This window comes from Chryseobacterium sp. G0162 (assembly GCF_003815715.1).
Taxonomy (GTDB): domain Bacteria; phylum Bacteroidota; class Bacteroidia; order Flavobacteriales; family Weeksellaceae; genus Chryseobacterium.
Genome location: NZ_CP033922.1, coordinates 2,015,864 through 2,040,795, shown reverse-complemented (window position 1 = coordinate 2,040,795; position 24,932 = coordinate 2,015,864). Strand labels below are relative to the sequence as shown.

The 24,932-nt window shown below is 36.0% G+C and carries 19 protein-coding genes, 4 tRNA genes and 1 riboswitch; of the genes, 13 read left to right on the top strand and 10 right to left on the bottom strand.

The window, feature by feature from the left end; translation table 11 throughout:
• Position 1 precedes the first annotated feature (1 nt).
• From EG344_RS09400 to EG344_RS09355, 10 genes are all read left to right on the top strand, one after another.
• Entirely contained in the window at positions 2 to 373 is a 372-nt protein-coding gene (locus EG344_RS09400; RefSeq protein ID WP_123909209.1) for a hypothetical protein, read from the top strand.
• 267 nt (positions 374 to 640) lie between these two features.
• Positions 641 to 1,564 (top strand): hypothetical protein, encoded by a 924-nt coding sequence (locus EG344_RS09395; RefSeq protein WP_123909208.1) that lies wholly within the window; start codon positions 641 to 643, stop codon positions 1,562 to 1,564.
• A gap of 4 nt (positions 1,565 to 1,568) precedes the next feature.
• Positions 1,569 to 3,548, top strand: a complete 1,980-nt coding sequence (locus EG344_RS09390; protein WP_123909207.1) for a TonB-dependent receptor plug domain-containing protein — start codon at positions 1,569 to 1,571, stop codon at positions 3,546 to 3,548.
• A 45-nt stretch (positions 3,549 to 3,593) separates the two neighbouring features.
• On the top strand, positions 3,594 to 4,466 hold the full coding sequence (locus EG344_RS09385) for an MbnP family protein (protein WP_123909206.1): 873 nt from the start codon (positions 3,594 to 3,596) through the stop codon (positions 4,464 to 4,466).
• 16 nt (positions 4,467 to 4,482) lie between these two features.
• The gene (locus EG344_RS09380) at positions 4,483 to 5,505 is read left to right on the top strand and encodes a cytochrome-c peroxidase (RefSeq protein ID WP_123909205.1); all 1,023 of its coding nucleotides are present in this window, start codon (positions 4,483 to 4,485) and stop codon (positions 5,503 to 5,505) included.
• Positions 5,506 to 5,639: 134 nt separating this feature from the next.
• Positions 5,640 to 5,827: riboswitch (cobalamin riboswitch) on the top strand.
• A 112-nt stretch (positions 5,828 to 5,939) separates the two neighbouring features.
• Positions 5,940 to 7,982, top strand: coding sequence for a TonB-dependent receptor plug domain-containing protein (locus EG344_RS09375; RefSeq protein ID WP_123909204.1), 2,043 nt, complete (start codon positions 5,940 to 5,942; stop codon positions 7,980 to 7,982).
• Positions 7,979 to 9,115 (top strand): YncE family protein, encoded by a 1,137-nt coding sequence (locus EG344_RS09370; RefSeq protein WP_123909203.1) that lies wholly within the window; start codon positions 7,979 to 7,981, stop codon positions 9,113 to 9,115. The genes EG344_RS09375 and EG344_RS09370 overlap by 4 nt, the downstream gene beginning before the upstream one ends.
• Positions 9,116 to 9,130: 15 nt before the next feature.
• On the top strand, positions 9,131 to 10,354 hold the full coding sequence (locus tag EG344_RS09365) for a cell surface protein (RefSeq protein WP_123909202.1): 1,224 nt from the start codon (positions 9,131 to 9,133) through the stop codon (positions 10,352 to 10,354).
• 30 nt (positions 10,355 to 10,384) lie between these two features.
• Positions 10,385 to 12,661: a DUF5074 domain-containing protein gene (locus EG344_RS09360; RefSeq protein WP_123909201.1), complete on the top strand. Its 2,277-nt coding sequence runs from the start codon at positions 10,385 to 10,387 to the stop codon at positions 12,659 to 12,661.
• A gap of 316 nt (positions 12,662 to 12,977) precedes the next feature.
• Positions 12,978 to 14,330, top strand: a complete 1,353-nt coding sequence (locus tag EG344_RS09355; protein ID WP_123909200.1) for a hypothetical protein — start codon at positions 12,978 to 12,980, stop codon at positions 14,328 to 14,330.
• A 137-nt stretch (positions 14,331 to 14,467) separates the two neighbouring features.
• Here EG344_RS09355 and EG344_RS09350 read toward each other — a convergent pair whose 3' ends face one another.
• From EG344_RS09350 to EG344_RS09310, 9 genes are all read right to left on the bottom strand, one after another.
• Positions 14,468 to 15,247 carry a T9SS type A sorting domain-containing protein gene (locus EG344_RS09350; protein ID WP_123909199.1) on the bottom strand — a complete coding sequence of 260 codons (780 nt, stop codon included), beginning with the start codon at positions 15,245 to 15,247 and terminating at the stop codon, positions 14,468 to 14,470.
• A gap of 204 nt (positions 15,248 to 15,451) precedes the next feature.
• Positions 15,452 to 16,222 (bottom strand): T9SS type A sorting domain-containing protein, encoded by a 771-nt coding sequence (locus EG344_RS09345; protein ID WP_123909198.1) that lies wholly within the window; start codon positions 16,220 to 16,222, stop codon positions 15,452 to 15,454.
• 247 nt (positions 16,223 to 16,469) lie between these two features.
• Positions 16,470 to 16,544 (bottom strand) — tRNA-Glu (locus EG344_RS09340).
• Between the two features lie 65 nt (positions 16,545 to 16,609).
• Positions 16,610 to 16,681, bottom strand: a tRNA-Glu gene (locus tag EG344_RS09335).
• A 78-nt stretch (positions 16,682 to 16,759) separates the two neighbouring features.
• Positions 16,760 to 16,831: transfer RNA gene (locus EG344_RS09330), tRNA-Glu, on the bottom strand.
• Between the two features lie 9 nt (positions 16,832 to 16,840).
• Positions 16,841 to 17,095: a 30S ribosomal protein S20 gene (gene rpsT / locus EG344_RS09325; protein ID WP_123909197.1), complete on the bottom strand. Its 255-nt coding sequence runs from the start codon at positions 17,093 to 17,095 to the stop codon at positions 16,841 to 16,843.
• Positions 17,096 to 17,161: 66 nt separating this feature from the next.
• Positions 17,162 to 17,482, bottom strand: a complete 321-nt coding sequence (locus EG344_RS09320; RefSeq protein ID WP_123909196.1) for a hypothetical protein — start codon at positions 17,480 to 17,482, stop codon at positions 17,162 to 17,164.
• Positions 17,483 to 17,959: 477 nt separating this feature from the next.
• Positions 17,960 to 18,031 (bottom strand) — tRNA-Glu (locus tag EG344_RS09315).
• 57 nt (positions 18,032 to 18,088) lie between these two features.
• On the bottom strand, positions 18,089 to 19,375 hold the full coding sequence (locus tag EG344_RS09310) for an N-acetylmuramoyl-L-alanine amidase (RefSeq protein ID WP_123909195.1): 1,287 nt from the start codon (positions 19,373 to 19,375) through the stop codon (positions 18,089 to 18,091).
• Between the two features lie 53 nt (positions 19,376 to 19,428).
• Between EG344_RS09310 and EG344_RS09305 the strand changes: the two genes are divergently transcribed.
• The 3 genes from EG344_RS09305 to EG344_RS09295 all read left to right on the top strand — a co-directional run bounded on the left by EG344_RS09305 (position 19,429) and on the right by EG344_RS09295 (position 22,979).
• Positions 19,429 to 22,014, top strand: coding sequence for a putative LPS assembly protein LptD (locus tag EG344_RS09305; protein ID WP_123909194.1), 2,586 nt, complete (start codon positions 19,429 to 19,431; stop codon positions 22,012 to 22,014).
• Positions 22,015 to 22,143: 129 nt separating this feature from the next.
• Positions 22,144 to 22,524 (top strand): RidA family protein, encoded by a 381-nt coding sequence (locus EG344_RS09300; RefSeq protein WP_045491236.1) that lies wholly within the window; start codon positions 22,144 to 22,146, stop codon positions 22,522 to 22,524.
• Complete coding sequence (locus EG344_RS09295; RefSeq protein WP_123909193.1) at positions 22,524 to 22,979, top strand: hypothetical protein; 456 nt, start codon at positions 22,524 to 22,526, stop codon at positions 22,977 to 22,979. Before EG344_RS09300 ends, EG344_RS09295 begins: the two co-directional genes overlap by 1 nt.
• Before the next feature lie 70 nt (positions 22,980 to 23,049).
• Here the strand turns inward: EG344_RS09295 and EG344_RS09290 are convergent, their stop codons facing one another.
• A complete protein-coding gene (locus EG344_RS09290; RefSeq protein WP_123909192.1) occupies positions 23,050 to 24,579 on the bottom strand; it encodes a trypsin-like peptidase domain-containing protein in 1,530 nt (509 codons plus the stop codon).
• Positions 24,580 to 24,932: the final 353 nt, after the last annotated feature.

Sequence of the window (24,932 nt, the reverse complement as noted above, 5' to 3'; positions counted from 1 at the left end):
AATGAAAATAATTTACAGCATACTCTTTATTGGCTATATGGTGTTCAGACCTCTGATCCCTTTGGTTGAGTATGCTGTAAATTATAATTATATTGTCAACACGCTTTGTGTCAATAAAAGCAAACCGGAAGTTCACTGTAACGGAAAATGCTACTTAAGCAAAGAGCTGGCAAAAACCAATGCTGATACGGAATCTACTCCTTTCAACAAAGCAAAGAATTCAGGACAGAAAATTCTTGATATGTACACGCTGCCTGAGATTGTAGAAGTTGCTATCACCGGAAAAATTATTGTTTCCAATTTCAATTTTCTCTACGAAACAGATTATTCTTTTCTGTTTCTGAAACACATTTTCAAACCACCTATTTTTTAGGATTCAACTATTCACTTATAGAAATTAACCACAGAAGTCACCAAAGTTTATTTAGCAGATTGTAAATAGGCTTGGAATCTTATGCTTATACAGTTCATAAAACTTGAAAATATTTGATTTTCATAAAGCCAAAGTGTATTTCTCAACAATTCATTTATACCTCTTAAATAACTTAAGTGTTATATAATCTTTGTGTCTTTTGTGGTAAAAGAGGATGTTTTAACATTCAAAGTATTTCTATTGTATTATCAACTAAAAAAATCAACAATGAAAATGTATCAACTTTTTGTAATGAGTGCACTGTTGATGGTTGTTTCCTGCACCCTCGACAAAACAGATTACGAAAATGAAACCAATACAGCTGTTCCGGAACTCTATGAATTTAAAGAAGCAACAGCTGTAAATAAAGATCATTATAAAATAAGTATTGAAACTTTAAACGGAACATTTTATAAAGGATATAATGAAATCAGAGTAAAGGTCATCAATACTCAGACGAATGAAAATATCAATGCTTCGGAAGTTACTTTTTTACCCATCATGACGAAAGGTGATGGAAGCAAAACTTCATGTCCCTATCAATACATGCTGAACTATAAGCCAGATGGTAAGTACTATTTGGGGTATTCCGTATTTACGGATAAAAGCAATGCCCTGGCAAATTGGAAGCTTTATTTGAGTTTCACGGTCAACCAGAAGACATATGCCATCAATAAAGATATCGCGGTGAATGAACAGGGGAATAAGAATCTTAATATGACCTCTTTTACGGGAAATGACGGTGAACAATATTGTATTGCACTTATTGCACCTCAAAAACCGAAAGTTGCAGAAAACAGCTTGATAGCAGGAATCTATAAATACAATAAGCCTGCTGTATCTACAGGGAATTTTCCCGATCCTATACAGTTTTCCTATTCGGAAGTGAAGGACTATACTCTGCAATTGGATCCAAGAATGCCGGAACCTTCCATGGGAAATCATTCATCTCCCAATAATCGGGATTTAATACAAGGGAATGACGGATTGTATCACGGTATTGTCAATTATACCATGACAGGAAACTGGACCTTAAATTTTATCATGCTGAACCAAAATGGCAAAATCATCAAAGGAACTAAGGTTTCTACTGATTTTACACCAGGTGTTCCGGGCGGTAAAAGTGAACTTTTTATTGATACTTTATTCTAATTTCATGAAGCAGTTTGGAATTATATTAATCTTTTTGGGAGTTATTATCAATGCCCAAAACAGAAAAGTACGAAAAGATAGTATTGCTCATTTAGCTGAGGTAAAAGTAAAAAGCAATAAAAAGAAGATTGAAACGGATATAAAAATGGCCGTTTCAGTAGATGAATTTCTAGCATCTTCTGACAAAATAAGCTTTATAAAACGCGGAGCATATGCTTGGGAGCCCTTACTCAATAATATGAGTACGGAAAGATCTGTCATTACTCTTGATGGGATGCGCATTTTTGGGGCATGCACCGATAAAATGGACCCGGTTACTTCCTATTTGGAAAGCAATACGCTTTCAGCGATAGATATAAAATCAGGTCAGGAAGGGAGTTCTCATGGGGCAACAGTAGCCGGAAGTATTGACCTGAAAAGAAAAAGTACACCTTTTGGTCTTGAAAAGAAGTGGAGTGGAGCTTATCAGACAGGCTTTGAGTTCAACAATAAACAGGTTTTCAATCTTGGAAATATATCTTATTCCGGGAAAAAGCTTGTGGTGGATGGAAATATTTCCTTTCGGAAAGCAGGTAATTATTATGACGGGAATGATGCTGAAGTGAATCACTCTCAATATAATAAGTTCAATACCGGAATTGGAATCGCTTACAAGACAAGTCCCTTATCTTCAGTGAGAGTGGATGCCATTTTCGATATGGCAAAAAATGTTGGATTCCCTGCATTAACAATGGATTTATGGCTTTCCAGAGCGATGATTACATCAGCTTCCTATAAGCAATTGTTTAAAGAAGGGTTGATTAAATCCTGGGATACAAAAATCTATTTCAATACCATAGAGCATTATATGGATGATACAAAACGTCCTGAAAATTTTGTTCACATGGATATGCCGGGATGGAGTACTACGTATGGATTGGTTTCTTCGGTGAATCTTAAAAAAGAACGGTATACCTCAGACATAGAGCTTAATGCATACAATAATGTATCCATTGCAGAAATGCGCATGTATCCGCAGGATCGTAAGAACAGAACAATGTTTGCCTATAGCTGGCCTTGGGTTACCACCCGTTTTGCCAGTTTCTCGATGAATAATAAATGGGATATATCTGATAAAAGCCTTTTGAGTTTCGGCGGATCCTTAGGACTGAACTATAATGAGTCCAAATATGCAGAATTCAACTGGATTTTTCATCCGGGAGCATCTCAACAAAAAACAAGAGTTCTTCCTAGCTTACATGCAGGGTATCAATTTACAGAGAATCACTTTAGCTTTTCTGTAGGTACAGGCTATGGGCATAGAGCACCTTCCGTTTCAGAAGGATATGGTTATTATATCTACAATAGCTTTGATCGCTATGATTACATTGGAAATCCTGATCTGAAAAATGAAATTTCTTATGAAACCAATGCCAGTGCAGGTTTTAAAAATGAAAAATTGAGTATTGAAGCTAAGGTAAATTACTTCTATATTCAGAATTACATCATTGGGAAAATTTTAAGTCTGGGAAGCCCTATGAATTATCAATCGGTAGGAGTGAAGGCCTATACTTCCCTGGATCATGCAACACTTTTTAATATGTCTCTGAATGCAAGCTATAGCATTATCCCTGATCTACATTGGAAAGGAACACTGACGTATGCAAGAGGAAGAGATGATAAAGGAAAAAACTTACCTTTCATCCGCCCTTTGAGCTATCTGACCTCTTTACATTATACCCATCGTAATTTTGGAATTCAGACTTCTGTACATGGAGATTGTATCCAGCTTAATTACAGCCCGGAATATGGAGAAGATCAAACACCAGCTTACGCTGTCTGGAATTTTTCCATGGATTATACTTTCAAAATTAAAAAACTTAAAACGGTTTTTCAGGTAGGAGCCGAAAACCTGCTGAACAAATATTACAGCACCTATGCAGATTGGGGAAATATCCCAAGAATGGGGCGTAACATCTTCACATCTTTAAAATTCAATTTTTAAGGATCATAAAAACTTTAATTAAAACAACAACTTAAAATTTTTAAAATGCAAAGCTTAAAACAATATCTACTATTATCAGCTTTTTCATTAGGAGTCATTTCATGTCAGAATAGTGATGATAACCCTGTTGCCAATAATGTAACACTTGAATTCAATAATACCTTTAAAAACAGAACCATTGTTCTTGGTGATGCTACTTCCGTAACAGCTACTACCAATACTTCAGCAGAAGGACAGGTTCACCATTTTTCAGAATTGAAGTATGTGATAAGCAATATTCGTCTGGTAAAAGCAGATGGCAATGAAATTCCTTATAAAGTTAACGATCTGGATCAGGGAGCTACGGTAATTGACCAGTCAAAACCGGAAACCCTTCGTTATTTACTGAGTAATATACCCGCGGGAGAATATAAAAGGATCAAATTCGGATTAGGAGTAAAAAGAGAATTGAATGTACTGGATCAGGTGAAATTTCCAAAGTTCTATGCAACAGCAGGAGCCAATGATACCCAAATGATGTGGGAATGGGGAGCAGGGTATCGGTTCACCAAAATTGAAGGCTTTTATGGAACAGATAATAAACAGATGTCTATTCATACCGGAAGCACTATAAAAGGGTCAGAAGGCAATTTTACCCAGGGAGTAGATGCTTACAGAGAAGTTACTTTAAATCTTCCCAACAATGCCATTGTGGACAACAAAGCTCCTAAAATTACTATTCAAGCTGATTTTGATAAGCTGTTGACAGGAAAAATTAATACGATTGTATTAGTTACAGGAACAGGATCAGGATCAGATGGTAATGCAACCCCGAATATTCATACCGCTAATCAAATGATAAAATTTGTTGATAACCTGGGAGGAAACGGTTCGAGTGATATTTCTGGAATGTTTTCAGTGAGTGGTGTTGAAAACTAGGCTGTTCTCTGTAGTAATGAAAAAATTATTAAGCATTTTAGCCATTATCATTCTGTTAATCTCTTGTAATAATGATTATTATGAGCCTATTGCTTATGATAATCCACAAATTCCATTCAATATTCCGCCTGGATTCCCAGAACTAAATGGTTCGGCCAATTCTAATAAGCCTACCCAATATGGAGTAGAGCTGGGTGAAAAATTATTTCATGAGAAAAGGTTCAGTGCAGATAATACAATTTCCTGTTCGAGTTGTCATATTCAGGGGAATGCCTTTGCAGACAATAATGCCCAGGGAGTAGGGATTAAGAATAGAGTAGGACTACGAAATGTTCCTGCCATTCAGAATATGCTGTTTATGAAATTTTACAATTGGGATGGTAATATTCTTGAATTGGAAAAGCAGCCGCTGGTTCCTATTATAACCCATGAAGAGATGGGGTCTTCTATTCTGGAAGTGATAGGAAAGATAAAAGATGATCTGGCATATAAAGATTTATTCCGAAAAACATTTGGAGACGAAACTATTACTGCAGAAAGAATTTATAAAAGTATAGCACAGTATGAATATACCTTAATTTCTGCCAATAGTAAGTATGATAAGGTAAAAAGGAAAGAAGATAATTTTACAGCAAATGAAGCGCAAGGGTACCAAACTTTTCAGGAGAAATGTGCAAGTTGCCATAGTACAGAGCTTTTTACTGATCAGAGCTTTAGAAATATCGGGTTTCCTGTAAATCCGGATACCAATGAAGCTGGACGTGGAAGAGTGACTGGTATTCCGACAGATTATATGAGTTTCCGGGTCCCTTCTTTACGAAATGTAGAGTATACTGCGCCTTATGGAAGTTTTGGACAGTTCCCGACTTTAAGAGCAGTGCTTGATTATTTTGATAAAGGAGTTTTGGGTGCTGATAATCTTGACCCTGCCTTTAAAAATAATGGAAACAGAATTCCTCTCACAGAACAGGAGAAAATCAATCTTATCTTATTTATGAAAACATTGAGCGATCGTGAATTTGTGAACAATACCCATTAAGTAGAATAGAGAGATTCAACATGGATTAATTGTTTAAATTGATTATAAATCCCGTTAAAACCTAACGGGATTTTTCATGTTTATGCATTGATAATCATTTTATTCTGCATGCCATCGTATCTGGAGAGAATTTTATATCTTTGCCGGAATTTGGTGAGCCATAATAAGCTCTTAAAAGGGAATCCTGTGAAAATCCGGAACAGACCCGCTGCTGTAAGCTCCACACCAAAGTTTTTGAAAAATAGATCCACTGTTTTTAGGAATGGGAAGGATTTCAAAAACGGAGTAAGTCAGAAGACCTGCCAGAAATAATAAACGTTTGACGCTTTCGTGGAATAAAGCTTAGGACAACAATGATTCTGTGCAGTGACAGCTGTGCTTTGTCGTTGCTTTTCTTATATCCATTAGCGTCATCATGATCCATGAATGAGCTAATGATAGCAAAACTAACTACATTTCAATTCCATAAAATTGTTTTCACGGCATTCGTGTTAACCTCACAATTCCTGTTTTCTCAGACTCATAAAAAAGACAGTATTAAAGGAGAAGCTATAAAGACTGTCAATATTTACAAAAAGAATTTTAAAGAAATCCTTCCTGCTCAGGTCTTACAAGGCGAAGAGCTTGAACGGCTCAACAGTCATTCTGTTGCTGATGCACTGAGATATTTTGCCGGAGTTCAGATTAAAGATTATGGCGGAATGGGTGGTTTGAAGACGGTCAATATCCGAAGTATGGGAAGTCAGCATGTAGGTGTTTTCTATGATGGAATCCAGCTTGGCAATGCTCAAAACGGATTGGTAGACTTAGGAAGGTATTCTTTGGATGATCTTGAAGAAATCTCATTGTACAACGGTCAGAAAAGTGAAATTTTCCAACCTGCCAAAGATTTCGGGTCATCGGGATCCATTTATTTACAACCCAAAACACCAACATTCACCGGCGGTAAGAAAACCAATCTTCTGATCAGAGCAAAAAGTGCTTCTATTGATTTATTTAACCCTTCCTTCCGTTTAGAACAAAAAATTTCAAAAAGAATTTCAGCAAGCGTCAGTGCAGAATTTCTCCAAAGTGATGGCCTTTACAAATTTTACTATGGTAGGAAATTCCCAAACGGTACTACAGCAGCTGATACCATTTCCAAAAGATATGATTCTGATATTAAGGCAAAGCGCTTTGAAACCGCTATTAATGGAACTTTAAATAACGGAAGCTGGAATATCCGTGGATACGGTTATATTTCAAACCGTGGTATTCCGGCACCTATTGTAAAGAAGCGTTTTAAAGCAAGAGGTGCAAGAATGCTTGATGAAAACTATTTTGTACAGGCCAATTTCAGAAAAAAGCTGTTTCCTAAGCTTGAAACTCAGCTGAAGGCGAAGTTTGCTTATGATTATACTTATTTTAATGATACAGTATTATCTCAGGCAGTTTATCCCGCAAAAAATACTTATATCCAACGAGAGGTTTATCTTTCATCTTCCAATATTTATACAATCAATTCAAATTGGGATGTGAGTTTAAGTGGGGACTTTCAGTATAATAATCTTGATGCTGATTTACGTGACTTTTCTTATCCTACGCGTTATACAACTCTTGTTGCATTGGCTACAACCTATCAGTGGAACAGATTTAAATTCTTAGGAAGCCTTTTAGGGACATTTACCTTTGAGGAGGTAAGAATGAACAAGCGACCTGATGACAGAAGAGAATTTACACCAGCCTTCTTTATGAGCTACCAGCCGACTTCAATACCGGAACTTACGCTTAGGGCATTCTATAAAAATATCTTCAGATTACCAACCTTTAATGATCTGTATTATACCAGCGTAGGAAATACTTATCTGCAACCCGAGTTTACCCATCAGTATGATGTAGGGTTTACGTATCAGAAAAGATACGATCATTCTTTATTTAAAGGACTTTATATAAAAGTTGATGGTTATTATAACAAGGTAACAGATAAAATTGTTGCTGTCCCTACTACCAATATGTTTAGATGGATGATGCTGAACCTTGGAAAGGTCGAAATCATCGGAACAGACGTGAACATTCAGACCGAATTAATGTTTGGAGATGTAAAAGTTAAACCATTATTAGCATATACCTACCAGAGAGCGAAAGATAAAACGATTAGTGAAGGGAAGACAGAAACCTATTATGGACAACAAATCCCTTATACACCCAGGCATAGTGGATCTTTTACCTTAATGGCCGACTATAAAGACTGGAGCTTCAACTACAGTACAATTTATGTAGGAGAAAGGTATGATGGACAGCTGGATAATATTCAGTACAATTTTATTCAGCCCTGGTATACCCACGATCTTTCTGTTCAGAGAAAATTGAGACTGGCAGGGCATCCTTTTAAAATCAACCTTGAAATGAACAATGTTTTTAACCAATATTATGATGTGGTAAAAAACTATCCTATGCCGGGAAGAAATTTCAGACTCACTTTAAACTTCACCTTATGAGAAAGCTAAATATTTATTTCTTGTTTTTTGCATTGGTAACGCTTGTTTCCTGTCGTACCGATGAGATTCTTATTCCTATGGAAGTTGTGGAAGGGCTTAACCCTGTTGAAAACACGGGAATAAAAGGATTCTATGTATTGAATGAAGGAAATATGGGAAGCAATAAATGCACCCTTGATTTTTTTGATTATACTAAAGGCACCTATTATCGGAATATTTATTCCGAGATCAATCCGAATGTTTTAAAAGAACTGGGAGACGTAGGAAATGATATTAAAATCTATGGAAGTAAGCTATATATTGTGGTCAATGTTTCCAATACCATCGAAGTTCTTGATGCTAAGACTGCCAAGCATATCAAATCAATTTATTTACAGAATTGCAGATACATGACCTTCAAGGATGGAAAAGCGTATGCCAGCAGCTATGCCGGTCCTGTAGATATCAATCCGCTGGCTCCCAAAGGTAAAGTTGCAGAAATAGATACTGTATCCCTTTCCATCCAGCGTACAGCAACAGTAGGATACCAGCCCGAAGAAATGGAAATTGTGGGAAATCAATTATTTGTTGCCAATTCCGGAGGATACATGGTTCCGAATTATGATAGAACTGTTTCTGTAATTGATCTGAACACTTTTACAGAAAAGAAAAAAATTGATGTTGCCATTAACCTTCACCGTCTTAAAAAAGACAATTACGGAGATCTGTATGTGAGTTCAAGAGGAGATTATTATAATGTTCCTTCCAATTTATACCTGGTAGATGCAGCAACCGGAGTGATAAAGAAAGACTTTCATATTGCCGTTAGTGAAATGACCATCGTGAATGATAAGTTGTATTACTACGGAAATGAATTCAATTATAATACCCATGCTTATGTAAAAACATTTGGAATCATAGACGTAAAGACTGAGCAGGTTATTTCCAATAGGATTATTGATAAAGAATACGAATCCATCATTAAAACACCTTACGGAATCGCAGTCAATCCAATTACAGAAGATATTTATATGACAGATGCCCGAAACTACGTATCAATGGGATTTGTATACTGTTTTGATAAAAACGGACATTTTAAATGGAAAACCGAAGGTGGAAATATCCCTGCCCATTTTGCCTTTTTATATAATTAAATGAAACTGATCAACATGAATAAAAAAACTATTAATTATTTAACAGCTGGGTTTTTATCCCTTCTATTTGCAGGAATGATTGCGTCCTGTCAGCATGATGATGAGGTTGCAGCACCGGTTCCTACTGATCCGGAAGTAATACCTCCCACATTTAAAGGATTAGATACTGCTTATACCATTGAACGTTTCAGGGTATTGAGTATTCCTACCAATATTTCAGGAAACATTACCTGGAGCATTAATGACTCTATCATCTCCCAGAATTCCGAACTGGAATTTATCAGCACAAAGACCGCTACTTATCCTTTAACATTAAAAGTAGGAAGCGATAAAGTTTTTCATTCTAAAATCAGAGTCACTAAAGAAGCTGGAACATTAAGTAAATACATTTCCAAAGTTTTTGACTTCCGTCCGGCAGTAGGACAGTTTATGAATGAAATTCCAGAATATGATTTGGGCAATACAGCAGCAGATATGATTAAAAAAGCCAATGACTATCTGGTAGGTTCTAATTCTTCCATGATAAGCCTTGGAGGTTTCGGAGGACAGGTAGTGTTTGGTTTCGATCATACCATTCCTAATATGGAGGGAAGAGATTTTAAAATATTAGGCAATGCATTTTTTGGAAACTCTGCTAATGATCCTCGATCCGGAAGTTGTGAACCAGGAATTATTATGGTAGCCTATGATAAAAATAAAAATGGAAAACCTGATGATGATGAGTGGTACGAAATTGCAGGCAGTGAGTACTTTAAAAATACGACGACCAAAAATTATAATATTACTTACTTCAAACCTAATGAAAATAAAGCTCCCGTTCCGGGAAATGACGGCTGGCAGACAGATATAGAATATATCAAATGGCAGGATAATCTTGGGAACACAGGATTTAAAACAAAAAATGCATTCCATTCACAGAGTTACTATCCTTTATGGCTTTCAGATGCTTCTTACAGTTTTACAGGGACCAGGCTTAAAGATAATTTTTATGACCAGAGTGGAGTAGGAAACTATTGGGTAGGAAAATCTTATGAATTTGGATATGCGGATAATGCCCCCAATAATGATGAGGCTTCCAATATCGATATTTCATGGGCGGTTGACAAAAACGGAAAATATGTGAAGCTTCCGGGAATAGATTTCGTAAAAGTATACACCGGAATCAATCAGGAAGCTGGATGGCTGGGAGAGGTTTCTACAGAAGTGGCAGGAGCCTACGATTTACATCTAAAAAAATAACGAACGTAAAATATATTTAAATCAATAAAAATGAAAAAGTTCTACCTTTTTACCATACTTTTTCTGTTTGCATTTTTCACGAATGCCCAGATAAAAGTACAGGGAGTTCCAAGGAATGATATTCCGGGGAATACTCCGTTAACTACCACTAATATTACAACCAACATCACTTTTTCTGATATTCAGTATTGGGTGGGAACAGGTTCTAACCAGGCTGCATTCGTAGTACAATGGAATGATAGTAAAAATCCGGATGCTTTAGTATGGGGATTCAGATGGGATGGAAATGCAACAGGTGAAGATATGCTTAAAGCAATTGCAAAGGCAGACAAAAGATTTTTTACATTGCTGTATCAGGGGACTCAGTTTGGATCAGCAATAGGAGGACTGGGGTTTGATTTGAACGGACAGGATTCTAATGCCCTTATTAAAAGTGGTAATACTACCTATCCTCTGTATCCTGTGGATGGTATTGTAAATACAACAGCTTATGATTTTGATGATTATGTAGCAAAAGATGTTAACGATCATTGGAAATCAGGATGGTATAGTGGTTTTTGGTCTTATTGGGTGAAAAATCCAACTGATGCTGACTTCGGATTTTCCGGTGTTGGAGCTTCTTCCCGTGCTTTACAAAATGGATCATGGGATGTTTGGAATTACAGCCCGGATTTTCAAACACCTCCAATGTCATCTACTCTTACACCGGTTTCTCCTTATGTAAGTTCCACCAATTTTACCAATGGGTTCTTTATGGTGAATGAAGAATGGTTTGGACATACAAACGGTTCTGTAAACTTTATAGATAATAACGGACAAATCAATTACCGTGTTTACAGCAATGCGAACAATAACCATGCTTTCGGAGCAACTACGCAATTTGGAACAATCTATGGAGATAAATTCTATTTTGTATCTAAACAGGCAGCAGATGGAGGAGATACTCAGTATACTCCTGGTGGTAGATTGGTAATTGCCAATGCACAGACGATGCAGAAAATTGCAACATTTAATACGATTGGGGGTGGAGATGGAAGATCATTCTTAGGAGTAAATGAGAACAAAGGATATATTGGAGCATCCAATGGTATTTTCTTATTTGATATTGCAAACCTACAGGTAGGCAATATAATTGCGACGACTGGTGGTGGAAGCCAGTATGCCGGGCAGATCGGAAATATGATCCGTACTTCAAAATATGTTTTTGCAGTAAAGCAGAGTGTAGGAATTTTAGTAATTGATCCAATTACAGATACTGTTGTAAATACTATTGCCGGAGCTTTTATTTCTGTTGCTCAGGCAAAAGACGGAAGTATCTGGGCGATTCAGAATCAGAAACTGGCAAATATTAACCCTGCAACTCTTACCGTACAGTACTATGATATCCCAACTACAAAATATTCTGACTCATGGGGCGCCTGGAATGCAGGAAGTTTTACTGCAAGTAATACTGAAAACACATTATATTGGATCAAAGCCGGCTCTGGATTTAATCCAGGAAACCAGATTGTAAAATTTGATGTTACTACCAAGGTATTTAATGAAAGCTTTATTACATTACCAGGGCAAACAGGAGCTTACAAACAAATTCCTTATGGTGCGGCGCTTCGTGTAAACCCTACTACCGGTAATCTTATCCTGAATACTACAGAAAGTGGGTTTGGCGCACATTATCAGAAGAACTGGATTCATACATTTGATAACAATGGTAATCTGATTGACACTAAAACATTGGCTGATTATTACTGGTTCCCTTCATTAGCTGTATTCCCGGATAATACAGCACCAGTTGTAAACAATACATTTCCGTCGCAGGTTACTGCAACAGGTACTACAACTATAGATTTGAAAACAATGGTTTCGGATGAAGATAGTTTTGGATCATCTATTATAAAAACAATCAAATCAAATACTAATCCATCAGTAGTTGCTGCGGAAATTAATACCAATGAAGAATTAGTGCTTACTCCAATAGGTTCAGGAACTGCAGATATTACTATTAGTTTCAATTCTAATGGTAAGGTCGTTGAAAAAATACTTAAAGTTAACAGTACTACTTCTACATTAGCAACCGCTGAAGTGAAAAAACTTGAATTTGGTATTTATCCAAACCCTGTTACGGATATCCTTTATATCAAAACACAGGAAAAAGTGGTAAACGTTTCTATTTATGATGCTTCAGGTAAGCTTATCAATGCTCAGTTCAATAATGGGCAAGTAAATGTAAGCATGTTACCAAAAGGAATGTATATTCTAAAAGTTACCACGGATAAAGCTGTATATCAGCAAAAGCTAATTAAAAATTAATTTTAGCATAGCTAATTTTTGTTTCACTCTGACCCGGCCATAAATTGGCCGGTTTTTTTGATAAAACACGATTTGTTTTATTCAAGGTGATTAATAAACGCTGAAAAATGTATAGTCTTACTTTAAAGTTCATTACTACAATAAAAAGAAATGATTTTTTTTGAAAGAGAATTAAATGTAAATATGTAGTACCTGTGTGGTGTGTATGTGGGGTATTTGACTAGTACGAATAGGTGATTGTAGTATCTATGACATGTTCGCATTTTTGGAATGTGAAGGCTGGAAAATATATTTTTGCCCCAAAATTCAAACACAAATGAGAAGAAATTTTTTTTTACTATCGATGATGTTCATCGTGAATGTCTTGTTTTCGCAAGTGGGGATTGGAACGGCAAACCCAAGAGGAGCTTTGGATATTAACAAAGAAACTACCAATACTATGGGATTGGTTCTTCCTACCAATGCAGACCCGCTGAACCTTATTAACCCAATGGGAGGGAATATAGCAATAGGAACTATTATGTATGATTCCACCCAAAGTTGTGTAAGAGTATTCAAGCCTACCGGATGGTCCAATTGTCTATGTGACCAATGCAACCCAGCACCCAGTTTTGCTGTTGATTGTTCTAACGGGGCTCTTAACGGAACCTTCACAGCAGGTACAGCTGCCAATGGTACAAAGGTAATTAATTACGCTAATGCTACAGGTCAATCCTATGCTGCAATTGCAGTAGCGTCTACAGGAGTTTCAGGTCTTACTGCTTCTGCTTCGGGAGGAACACTGACTAATGGGAGTGGAAGCATTTCCCTTTCTATTTCTGGTACACCATCTTCCTCAGGAACGGCTTCTTTTACAATAAATTTGGCAGGCCAATCTTGTAGTTTCTCAGTCAATGTGAGTGCAGGGGTTATTCCTATAAGGAAAGTCCTATCTCTTGGTGGAGGAGCGTATACTCCAAGCCCCGGAAATGTTACAGCTCCAACTACTATTTTAGTATCACCTGGTAACTTTGGGCCTACAGGAACTGTACCATCACAAGGGTTTGATATTGTAAACGTAGGAACTGCACAAGGAAATCTTGCCAACAATATTGCAACACACAATCCATATATGATTATATTTTCTTGGGATTATACTTCTACTTCGGCAGATGCTATTGCTCTTAAGAATTATCTTGATAAAGGAGGTAGGGCAATGATTTTCTTGCAGCAGGCACAACCCAATGAGCTTCTAACTAAAATATTTGGGGCTACCACTACTTTTAATGCAGCTGTAGGGACAAACTTTGTTAAGCCCATAGTGAATATGAATCACCCTATTCTTAATGGCCCATTTGGGGATGCGAGAGGAAAACTCGTAGGAGATGACAACGATGACTCTAGCTCTTATACCAATGCTAATATTAACAGTTCTAATGTAGATATTTTATCTACAAACAATGGCCAGGTAGTTGGTTTTGTTCATAAAACATACAAGCTGTTCTTCTGGGGTGATGGTGGATTTCCTCTTGGCTTAGCCGATAATACTTCTACAGTATCATATCCGGCTGGGGTAGATGCGTCCGGTAAACCCATCCCCAAAAATAATTTTGGTACTGGAACTTCTGCTTCGTCTATAGTTTATAACAGTATTTTGTATGCCAATGCAGTGGCCTGGATGATGCAGTAAATAGAAAATCAAAGACTTCTATTCTTGTTCATATGGGGTTTTTATTCATCAAAATTTAATTGATAATTTTAAGAATAGGTATAAAATAAAACGGCAGGCTTGGAAAAGCCTGCCGTTTTTTGGCAATGTTTAATTGTTTATTTAAGTAAAACCTTACTTGAATGCGTTTTCCCATCCTTAGTCTGAAGTTTTATAATATAAAGTCCCTCAGGTTGGTTGGTTTCAAATGTATTTGAATTTAATTTAGTACGGAATACCTCTTTTCCGGAAGTGTTGATAAGAGTAACCTCGGAACCATCTACTTTTAAATTTTTATCCAAAGTTACCTGTCCGTTTTCACCATGAGCCATAAAGCTGATGAAAGGATCTCTATACTGGTATCCATAATATACCCTAAGCTCTCCTCCTAAACTCAGTAATCCTCCATTTACATTGATCTTGATACGATCATAAGGCTTGTTCATCGTAAGTTCAATTTCCCCTTTGCTTGGATCTGTTCCCCCAAGTATTAAAATGTCATTGTTTAGGTTTTGATAATCATTGTTGGAAACATCTCCATTGAATGTCTCAATAGATACCCCTCCCAATACCTGTGCACTTAGAGGAGTTCCGTTAGAACCAATACCAATAACCAATTTATTCGTATAAGTACTGTTAGGGAAAATCAATGTTTGTTCGGTGCGTGCCAGCAAACCGATGGATACCTGTAGAACAGAATAATCATTTTCATTAGGACCAATGGCATTCAGAGGGTTTAGGACTCCACAGCCTATACATACTCCATATACCTGATTGTTTTGAGCATTTGCATAATATTTTACAATTTGAGCAAATGACAGGTTGCTTGCCAGAAACAATAAAGAAGCAAAAACGACAGTCTTAATACTGCGTGGACTCAATAATAAATTAGTTTTCATATATTAAAAATTTTGATTTTTTAGTTTTGTGTAAATTTATAAATAAAATGATTATGTTAATTATTTTATTTCATTTTTTTGTGATGTAGTTATAAATCACTTTTTATAATCTATTTTTTTTAATTATAAAATAATAACATTTAATTTTCTTGATCCATAAAAAAACGACAGCCCTTTTAAAGACTGCCGTTTGTGGTTCATCATTTATTTAATAATGATTTTCTTAGAATATGTTTTTCCTTCTTGAGTTTGAAGAGTCATAATGTAAACTCCTCCGGGCTGATTAGAGTCAAATGTATTGCCTTTAAGCTTTGAGCGGTAAACTTCTTTTCCTGAAGTATTGGTTAATGCAACTTCAGAACCTTCTACAGTAACATTACCACTTAAGGTAACCTGCCCGCTTTGGCTATGGGCCATTAGTTGTATTAATGGATCCTGGTAAGCATAGTAAATTCTAAAGCCTCCACCAAGACTGAGTACCCCTCCCGTTAAACCAATTCTGATTCCGTCATAAGGTTTTGCCGGTTTAAATTCTATCGTACCTCTGTTAGGCGTAGCTCCCAGTTTTAGAAGGCTTATGTCAATGGTTCTGCGGTCTTCATTAGAAGTTCCCCCATTCATAGTTTCAAGGGTTACACCGCTTAATAGCTGTACGGATAAAGGAATATTATCTGTTCCGATTCCTACAACAAGTCTTGTGTCGGCTCTAAGATCCGGGAAGATTAATGTTTGCTGGATTCCTCCTAGCAATGCAGTTCCTAATATCATTGTGGAATAATCATCTTCATTGCCTCCTACAGCATTCATTGGATTATCTACACGGCATCCTAAGCATGCTACACCAAATACACCAGAACTTTGTGCGTGAGCATAAATTCTATTCTGAGCAAATGAAAATTGAGCTGAGAATAAACATAACACCATTAAGGCACCTTGAAAAGAGAATTTATTTCTCAAAAGTAAATTAAATTTCATATTATTAATTTTTAGATGAATAGTTTTAGTCAAATTTAAGGATTAAAAGAAGAAGCAAAAAATAATATTTCCTTTTTTGGTGATATTTTTAATAAAATTTAATATAGCTCAGTATAATTAAGCTTGAGAGCTGTATCTTATAAGGAGGGTATTAAAGATTTTGAGATAATAAATAGATCCTAATAGAGAGGAGGAGGGGAGAGTTGTATTGAAACAAAAAAGAAGGACTTTCGAAAAAGTCCTTCTTTGGTAGCCCGTAGGGGAATCGAACCCCTCTTACCAGAATGAAAATCTGAGGTCCTAACCGATAGACGAACGGGCCCTCTATCTTCCACTACCGAAATAGTGTGTTAGTTTTTGTTTTTATAAGTATCAACTCTTAATTTGTAGCCCGTAGGGGAATCGAACCCCTCTTACCAGAATGAAAATCTGAGGTCCTAACCGATAGACGAACGGGCCGGTTAGATTGTTTAAGTAATAGCTTTCTACTTTGTTTTAAAAACCACTGTAAAAACTCAGTGGTTTTTAAAAATTAAGTAGCCCGTAGGGGAATCGAACCCCTCTTACCAGAATGAAAATCTGAGGTCCTAACCGATAGACGAACGGGCCGCTATACTTTTACGCTAATTTATTAACGTGCTTTGTTAATTTGCTTTTTAAGTTAGCTGCTTTGTTTTTGTGGATAATATTTTTCTTAGCTAATTTATCCAATAAAGCGATAACTTTTGGCAGTTGCTCTGTTGCAGTAGCTTTGTTTTCCTCATTTCTTAAGGCTTTCAATGCTGTTCTAGCAGTCTTGTGATAATATCTATTACGAAGTCTTCTAGTTTCGTTCTGTCTGATTCTCTTTAATGCTGATTTATGATTTGCCATATCGTTCAAATGTGAGTGCAAAACTATAAACTTTTTTTTAAACTACCAAATTAAATTTGAAAAATTTTAATTTTCTTCTGAAAGGTACTTTCTAAGCTTATCTATTGCCTGTTCTATTTTTAAATTTTCTTGTTCTTTTTCTATTTTTTTGATCGTATTCCCTAGCATGATCAGTGCGTTATTCCATTCTCCAGTGGTATTGGTGAAAGTGAGTGCATCTATTGTTACTTCAAAAGCAACCCTTTCTCCAGTCCTGTAAAGTCTGAAACTGATTTTATCATCTCTGCCTGTAATCCCGTCTTCATTGATTTGTAAATCGTAACTTTTTGGGTTAGAGTGGATTTTCTTAAAAAGCAACTTTGCTTCTTGTATTTTTAAATCCGGCATGATATAAAATTTGATAGTCTGTAGAAAACTACAGACAGGGGGTTATCAATAATAATTTTCATCAGTGTCACCATATTTGTCTGACAATTATGGTTAAATTTATTAAAAAATTTTTGCAAATATAAGGCTTTTGTGAGATATAATGTAAATATCATGCTTTTTTAAAAGAAAATCACTGATATTTTTATCTGGATAATAATAAAGTTCAGTGTACCAGCATCCTATAAAACCATTTTTTATTTCTGTTGTAAAATGAATGGATAAATTCCAACAGGAATTGAAAAAAATATATTGTATTTATAGTGAATTTACCAACAGAAGAATATTTTCTTTAATCTGCGAAGTAGGATTAAAAATAAAATCAATCGGTTCGTTTTTACTGAGAAATTTGGAAATGTTAAACGCTGAGAATGGAATTAATATCTAACCGGTTAAAATAAAAAAGGAGAAATGATACGTATCATTTCTCCTTTTTTGTAGCCTATAGGGGAATCGAACCCCTGTTGCAAGAATGAAAATCTTGAGTCCTGACCACTAGACGAATAGGCCAAATTTTGAGGTTGCAAAAGTAGAAAAACCTTTTTTAACTTCAAAATTATTTTTTAGTTATTTATAAACTTTTTGAATCACGGTATTTTTAATTCCTTTGGCCTCAACCTCTTTCTGTAATTTTACAGCATCCTCCAAAGTATAAACCTTTCCATAAGTATAATAGAAAACACCACTGTCTTTCTCTCTTTCCACATCTTTAAGGTTCTGAAGGATATATGAATTTCCGTTCAGTTTCTCACCTGTGTACACTTCCAGCGTGTAATATCCCATACTTATTCTCTGATTAGGCATGAATCCTACTGCAAAAGCATTTCTGAATCCGGCATCTTTAGCTGTTTTAAGATTAATGTCCTTCACTGAAGCCATATTGGTTACCGCATAATAGTATTTGTATTGTCCGTTTTCTTTGAGCGTAAGAGTATAGTTCAGTCCTTTCAATGCAGGGTCATTCTCGTTGTATTTAGTAGGAGAACTCATCAATAATATTCTGAAATCATTTTTCAACGGAACTTCTGCCGGTTTTTCAGGTTCTTGCTTTTTCGTAGTAAAAGATCCGCCGGTTTTCCTGTCAATCGCTTTTTTATAATCAATGATGGCGTTATAGATACTTTCTGCAATTTCCTCCTGACCCTTTTCTGAAGCAATATAATGGCTTTCTTCAGGATGGTTGATGAAACCTGTTTCAATCAGAACAGAAGGCATGGCATTCATACGGAGAACGTGAAGGTTCTTCTGAAAAACTCCTCTTGAAGATCTTTTATCTTTATTCACAAAGTTATCTTCTACCAATCCGCCTAAAAGGAGACTGGACTCAAGATATTTACTTTGTTGCAGTTTTAATGCAATTAAAGATTCCGGAGAATCAGGATTATAAGATCCGAAGGTCTGCTTATCTTTTTCATCCAGAAAGATTACATCATTCTCTCTTTTAGCAACCTCCAGGTTTTCATTGTTCTGGTTAGGTCCCTGTACATAAGTCTCTGTACCATAAGCGGTAGGTCTTGCAGAAGAATTACAGTGGATGGATACAAATAAATCTGCCTTACTTCTGTTAGCAAGATTGGTTCTGTCAGATAGAGAAGGGTATTCATCAATCTTTCTGGTATAGATTACTTTGAAATCCCTGTTTTTTTCAAGCATGGCCCCCACTTTTAAGGTGATAGCAAGAGTAATGTCTTTTTCTGCAATTCTTCCAATGTCTGAATAGGTCCTATTGGCTCCATGATCACTTCCTCCGTGTCCCGCATCTAGAACTAGTGTAAACTTCTTTTGAGAGAAAACAAAGTTGCTGATTAAGAGAAGGAGAAATGATAAAATTATTTTAAAATTTTGTTTGTGCATCTTACAGTTATAAAAATTATATTAATTTTGGGCCTTAATTATATAGAATAAAATTGGCCAAAACCGTCCTCAAAAATATATTACAAATTTTAATTATCCTAATTTTTAACAATTTTTTAGCACAGAAAACCCCTGAAAAATTGCCTAAAAATGTGGTTAATGATACTATTTCCAAAAAGGATACCATTGTTGCGAAAAAAGAAGCTTTAGATGATGTACTTCACACAAAAGCAGATGATCAGCGAAGAGATATTCCTAAAAAAATGACATTCCTTAATAAGAATGCCCAGGTAAAATATCAGGATATGCAGATTGATGCAGATTATATTTCCATTGATGATAATAAAAACCTGATTTATGCCAGAGGAAAACTGGATTCTTTAGGAAAGATCATAGAGCCCGTAGTTACTACACAAGCCGGAAAGAAATACGAAACCAACGAGTTTAGCTATAATACAAAGACTAAACAGGCTATCGCTTTCAATGCTAGAACAGAGGAAAGTGAAGGCGTAATTATAGCTCAGAAAACAAAAAAATATAACGATTCGGTATTTGCCATGAGAAGAGCAGATTATACTACCGATGAATATTTTGTAAAGAAAAAAGATACGGCGGCAGATTATTTCATGAGAGCTTCGAATATCAAGCTGATAAAATCAAAAAATAAATCTCAGATTGTTACGGGACCTATTCAAATGTATATAGAACAGGTTCCTACACCATTGATTATGCCTTTTGCCATTTTGCCATTTTCGGATAAAAGAGCAGCCGGTATTTTGATCCCAAGTTTTGGAGAAAGGGAAGATGTAGGATTTTTCCTGAACGGAATTGGATATTATCAGCCGATTGGTGAACATTTTGATCTTAAAGTGCTTGCTGATATCTATACCAAAGGAAGCTGGAACTTGCGTCCACAAATGAATTATCAGAAAAAATACCGCTATTCGGGGTCTTTCAATGCAGACATAGGAACTGTCATAAGAGGGATCAAAGGGTTGGATGATTATACTAAAAACAGTACGTACAGGATCAGCTGGTCGCATTCTCAGGATTCCAAGGCTAATCCTTTCCTTACCTTCAGTGCGCAAGTGGATATGGTAAGTACAAAGTTCTATAATAATCCGCTAAACAACAATTATATATTCAATCAAAATGTATTGAATACCAGCCAGAATTCAACGGTAACTCTTACCAAAAGATTTCTGAAGCTTCCGGTAACCATTACAGGAACGGCATCTTATTCACAGAATTTTGCTACAGGATTTTCAGATCTTCGTCTTCCGCAGATGAACGTAGCGGTCAATCAATTTTATCTGTTTAAATCAAAATCCGGAGTAAGACAGGGGCTTATTGAAAATATTACGGTAAATACAGGTTTTAACCTGACAAATTTTGTCAACACTCAGGAAAATGAGTTGTTCAAAAAAGAAATGTGGGATAAAATGCAGACAGGGCTTAAGAATAATATTGCATTAGCCACCAATACTACTTTGGCTAAATATTTTACATTCAGTTTAAGTGCTAATATTGATAATGCTTTAACCACAAAAACTTTAAACAGATATTATGATCCTATAAAGAATGTGACCGTAGATGAAATCAATAAAAATTTTGCGGGATATTCTTCATTCTCTACTACTGCCAGTCTTCAGACAACATTGTATGGGATGATGAAGTTTAAAAAAGGATCTATTGTAGAAGCAGTGAGACACATGGTAATTCCGAGTATTGGCTTTACTTACTCTCCGGATTTTTCAAGTCCTGGTTTTGGATATTACAAGAACTATTACAATGCAACCGGAGCACTTACGCCTTATTCCATCTTTGAAAAAGGAATTATTGGAAGCCCGTCAAATAGTCTGGTGGGTGCATTAGGTTTCAGTATAGGAAATAATATTGAAATGAAGGTGAAATCTAAGAGTGATTCTACCGGGGTAAAGAAAGTGAAGATTTTTGAATCTTTAAACCTTACAGGAAGCTATAACTTTGCCGCAAAAGATCACCCTTGGTCTATTTTCAGTATCAATGGGCAGTCTTCTTTCTTTAATAATAAACTTACCGTTAATACCAGTCTTTCTCTTGATCCTTATAAAATTGAATTCATTCCGGGACAGGATCAGGGGATCAGAACAGAAAAGTTTGGAGCTTTCGGGGTACAAGGATTCAATGTTCAGGTATCTTATCCTTTAAGCAGTGAAATCTTTGGAGAAAAGACAGATTATGCGAAAAAATATGCTTCAAAAGGTGAAGTCCGAAATGAAAACTATTATTTTGATGATGACAATTACTCGCGTTTTGATCAAAGCTGGACATTGAACGTTAATGCAAACTATGCCTATTCAAGAGGAACCAGCAGAATTGGTAGTAAAATTGCTTCTGTAGGTCTTGATGGAAGTATTAAGCTTACTCCTTATTGGAATGTTACCGGAAGTACACACTATGACTTGGTGACTAAAGAATTGGCCTATACAAGAATTGGTTTTTCAAGAGATCAGCGAAGTTTTACCATTAATTTTAACTGGGTGCCATTCGGACAGTATAAAGTGTATGACTTCTTTATCGGGATCAAGGCCAATATCTTAAGCGATGCATTGAAGTATAAAGACAGAAGTTTTACACAGCCAAATTCACCTTTCTAACATCAGATTGGCATTTGCCAATATAAATTTTATATTTGCAACCAAATAAATCTAACGAAATGATCATGAAATTGCTTAACTTATCGTTGGCAATGAAAGATGATTTTATAAAAAAATAAATATCCGTATATGAAACAAATAATCAACACAGTTAATGCGCCTGCAGCTATCGGCCCATATTCGCAAGCAAATATGGCAAACGGAGTGTTATACATCTCCGGTCAGATCCCTGTAGATCCTGCAACTGGTAAATTGGTAGAAGGAATTGAAAAGGAAACTCATCAGGTTATGAAAAATCTTGAGGCGATCCTTACTGAAGCTGGGATGACTTTTAAAAATGTTGTAAAAGCAACAATCTTCCTTAAGAGCATGGATGATTTTGCAGTAATGAATGATATTTATGCTTCTTACTTAGATGCAGAAAGCTATCCGGCACGTGAAACAGTACAGGTTTCTTGTTTGCCTAAAAATGTGGATATTGAAATTTCTATGATCGCACATCAGGATTAATGAACTTTATAAGAAATACATTTGCGGTATTGATCGGTCTTGGCATAGCAGGGCTTATTATTACTCTTGGTATAAGGGTTTTCCCGCAATGGGTTACTTTCGAAGCTTTTGCTCCGTTTGAGCATTGGCAGAGATTTCTTTTCAGTATGAAAGACGATAAAGCCTTTTTTGGCTTTCTTTTGTTTATTTCCGGACTGGGAACTACCATTGGTGGAGTAGCAACGGCAATCATCGTTAAATACGCTAAAGTAGCTTATGCTATTCTAATCGGTTTTATCATGCTTTTCATAGCGATGCTGGATGTAATTATATTTCCTTATCATCCTACCTTTTATAAGATCTCCATCTTTCTTACCTTTTTCCCGTTTTCATGGATTGGGGGTAAGATTGTAGAAGTGATTTACGAGAGGAACAAGAAGAAAAGAATCGCTGAGAAAATGAATAAATCCAAATAAATAAAAAACGCTGCAAAATCTTTGCAGCGTTTTTCTTTTGATATGAAAATAACTATTGTTCAGTTATTGATTAAGGCATTTTAAATCCTTTCGTGTACATTCTTCCATAGTCATCTACAAATTTCACCTGTACATTCCCCTGGTATTTATTCAGTATGCTTTCGATGTCTTTTTGTGAATTCACCGGCTTACCATTGATCTCGATGATAATGTAATTGTCTACGATTCCGATCTTAGCCATTTCCCCACCTTCAGATACATTTTTAGTAACTACACCGCTATTCAGCCCATATTCAGTTTTGAATCTTTCAGTAAGAGGATCAAACTCAGCACCGATTTTTTCAGTTACGCTAAGATCCGCTTTCGTTCTGGTAGAAGTACCTCCTTTCTGGTCTCTTAAAGTTACATTTGTTGTCGCTTCTTTACCATTTCTAGAATAGGTTACCTGAACTTTATCACCAGGACGCTTACTTCCGATTGACATCGATAGATCAGCAAAGTCGGAGATGTCATAACTGTCTATTTTGGTAATGATATCACCTTTTTTCAGACCTGCATCTTCTGCACCGCTATTATCACCAAACCCTGTTACATATACTCCAGAACCAGACTTAATGTTTGTTTTGAATTGTTTATTATAAGCAGCAACTTGTTGGTCATTTGAAAGATCTAATGATGAAACTCCTAAGAACCCTCTTTGTACGATACCGAATTTCTTGATATCCTCAACAATTTTTCTTGCTAAGTTAGCTGGAACGGCAAATCCGTATCCCTGATAATATCCTGTTGTAGACTGAATCGCAGAGTTAATTCCAATAAGTTCACCATTGGTATTTACCAAGGCACCTCCAGAATTTCCCGGGTTGATGGCAGCATCCGTCTGAATAAAACTTTCAATCGGGTTACTTGCTTTCCCTTGGCTTCCTAAAATACCGATTCCTCTTCCTTTAGCAGAAACAATACCTGCTGTTACAGTGGAATTTAACCCCAGCGGATTTCCTACTGCAAGTACCCATTGCCCAACGTCAATATTGTCTGAGTTAGCAAAGTTTAGGTAAGGAAGGCCTTTTTCTTCAATCTTTAATAAAGAGATATCCGTGTTAGGGTCAGTTCCCACTAAAGTAGCTATATATGATTTTTTGTTGCTCAGTACAACTTCCAGTTTATTAGCACCTGCTACAACGTGGTTGTTTGAGATGATATAACCGTCAGGAGAAATAATTACTCCGGAACCCATCCCTGAAGGCATGTTGTCCGGAACCTGCTGTTGCTTTTGCCTTTGTTGGCCTCTTCCTCCGAATGGATCACCAAAGAAATAATCGAACAGATCCTGTTCCGTAGCTCTGCTTGCTGTTCTGCTTTGATAATTTTTAATAGTAACTACAGCCGGAACAGTTGTTTTCGCTGCTTTTACAAAGTCATCGCCTACAGCACCCGTATTCATTCCTGCGAATGATGTGTTAGGTGCGGATGTAGTGAAAAATGATTGATCTCCGTTATTGGAACCGTGTCCGAAATATTGTATAGCTCCAACGGTAGTAGCTCCGGAAATAACTCCAACTACTGCAAATGGTAATAGTTTTTTTAAAGTACTCTTCATTGTATATCTTTCTTGTTTATTAATTAATTTCCTTTTTTGTTTTTGAGTAAACAAATTTAATGTTAAATAAGTAAGCAATTAGTATGCTATGTTTCAATTTTAACTAAAATTTAACGGCTATTATATCATTTTATGCATTATGTCATAATTGTTAAGGCCAGAGTTAACAAAAATTAAAAAAATATTAAACAAAATGTGACAGAATGTTGCATAAAATACCAATGTAAAAAGTTACTTTCATTACTCATTATCATCATTCATGATAGGTAGCTGTCAATTATCATTGAGTCTAGGAAAAGTAGTTAATTTGAAAATGCCTATCTTTGCAAAAATATTTTTCTCACTTAAAACGT

Coding starts and splice junctions, on each gene's coding strand:
- EG344_RS09290 (WP_123909192.1), bottom strand. CDS start 24,579: ATGAAGAGTACTTTAAAAAAACTATTACCATTTGCAGTAGTTGGAGTT.
- EG344_RS09360 (WP_123909201.1), top strand. CDS start 10,385: ATGAAAAAGTTCTACCTTTTTACCATACTTTTTCTGTTTGCATTTTTC.
- EG344_RS09365 (WP_123909202.1), top strand. CDS start 9,131: ATGAATAAAAAAACTATTAATTATTTAACAGCTGGGTTTTTATCCCTT.
- EG344_RS09350 (WP_123909199.1), bottom strand. CDS start 15,247: ATGAAAACTAATTTATTATTGAGTCCACGCAGTATTAAGACTGTCGTT.
- EG344_RS09370 (WP_123909203.1), top strand. CDS start 7,979: ATGAGAAAGCTAAATATTTATTTCTTGTTTTTTGCATTGGTAACGCTT.
- EG344_RS09320 (WP_123909196.1), bottom strand. CDS start 17,482: ATGCCGGATTTAAAAATACAAGAAGCAAAGTTGCTTTTTAAGAAAATC.
- EG344_RS09355 (WP_123909200.1), top strand. CDS start 12,978: ATGAGAAGAAATTTTTTTTTACTATCGATGATGTTCATCGTGAATGTC.
- rpsT (WP_123909197.1), bottom strand. CDS start 17,095: ATGGCAAATCATAAATCAGCATTAAAGAGAATCAGACAGAACGAAACT.
- EG344_RS09380 (WP_123909205.1), top strand. CDS start 4,483: ATGAAAAAATTATTAAGCATTTTAGCCATTATCATTCTGTTAATCTCT.
- EG344_RS09385 (WP_123909206.1), top strand. CDS start 3,594: ATGCAAAGCTTAAAACAATATCTACTATTATCAGCTTTTTCATTAGGA.
- EG344_RS09300 (WP_045491236.1), top strand. CDS start 22,144: ATGAAACAAATAATCAACACAGTTAATGCGCCTGCAGCTATCGGCCCA.
- EG344_RS09375 (WP_123909204.1), top strand. CDS start 5,940: ATGATAGCAAAACTAACTACATTTCAATTCCATAAAATTGTTTTCACG.
- EG344_RS09400 (WP_123909209.1), top strand. CDS start 2: ATGAAAATAATTTACAGCATACTCTTTATTGGCTATATGGTGTTCAGA.
- EG344_RS09310 (WP_123909195.1), bottom strand. CDS start 19,375: ATGCACAAACAAAATTTTAAAATAATTTTATCATTTCTCCTTCTCTTA.
- EG344_RS09295 (WP_123909193.1), top strand. CDS start 22,524: ATGAACTTTATAAGAAATACATTTGCGGTATTGATCGGTCTTGGCATA.
- EG344_RS09345 (WP_123909198.1), bottom strand. CDS start 16,222: ATGAAATTTAATTTACTTTTGAGAAATAAATTCTCTTTTCAAGGTGCC.
- EG344_RS09395 (WP_123909208.1), top strand. CDS start 641: ATGAAAATGTATCAACTTTTTGTAATGAGTGCACTGTTGATGGTTGTT.
- EG344_RS09390 (WP_123909207.1), top strand. CDS start 1,569: ATGAAGCAGTTTGGAATTATATTAATCTTTTTGGGAGTTATTATCAAT.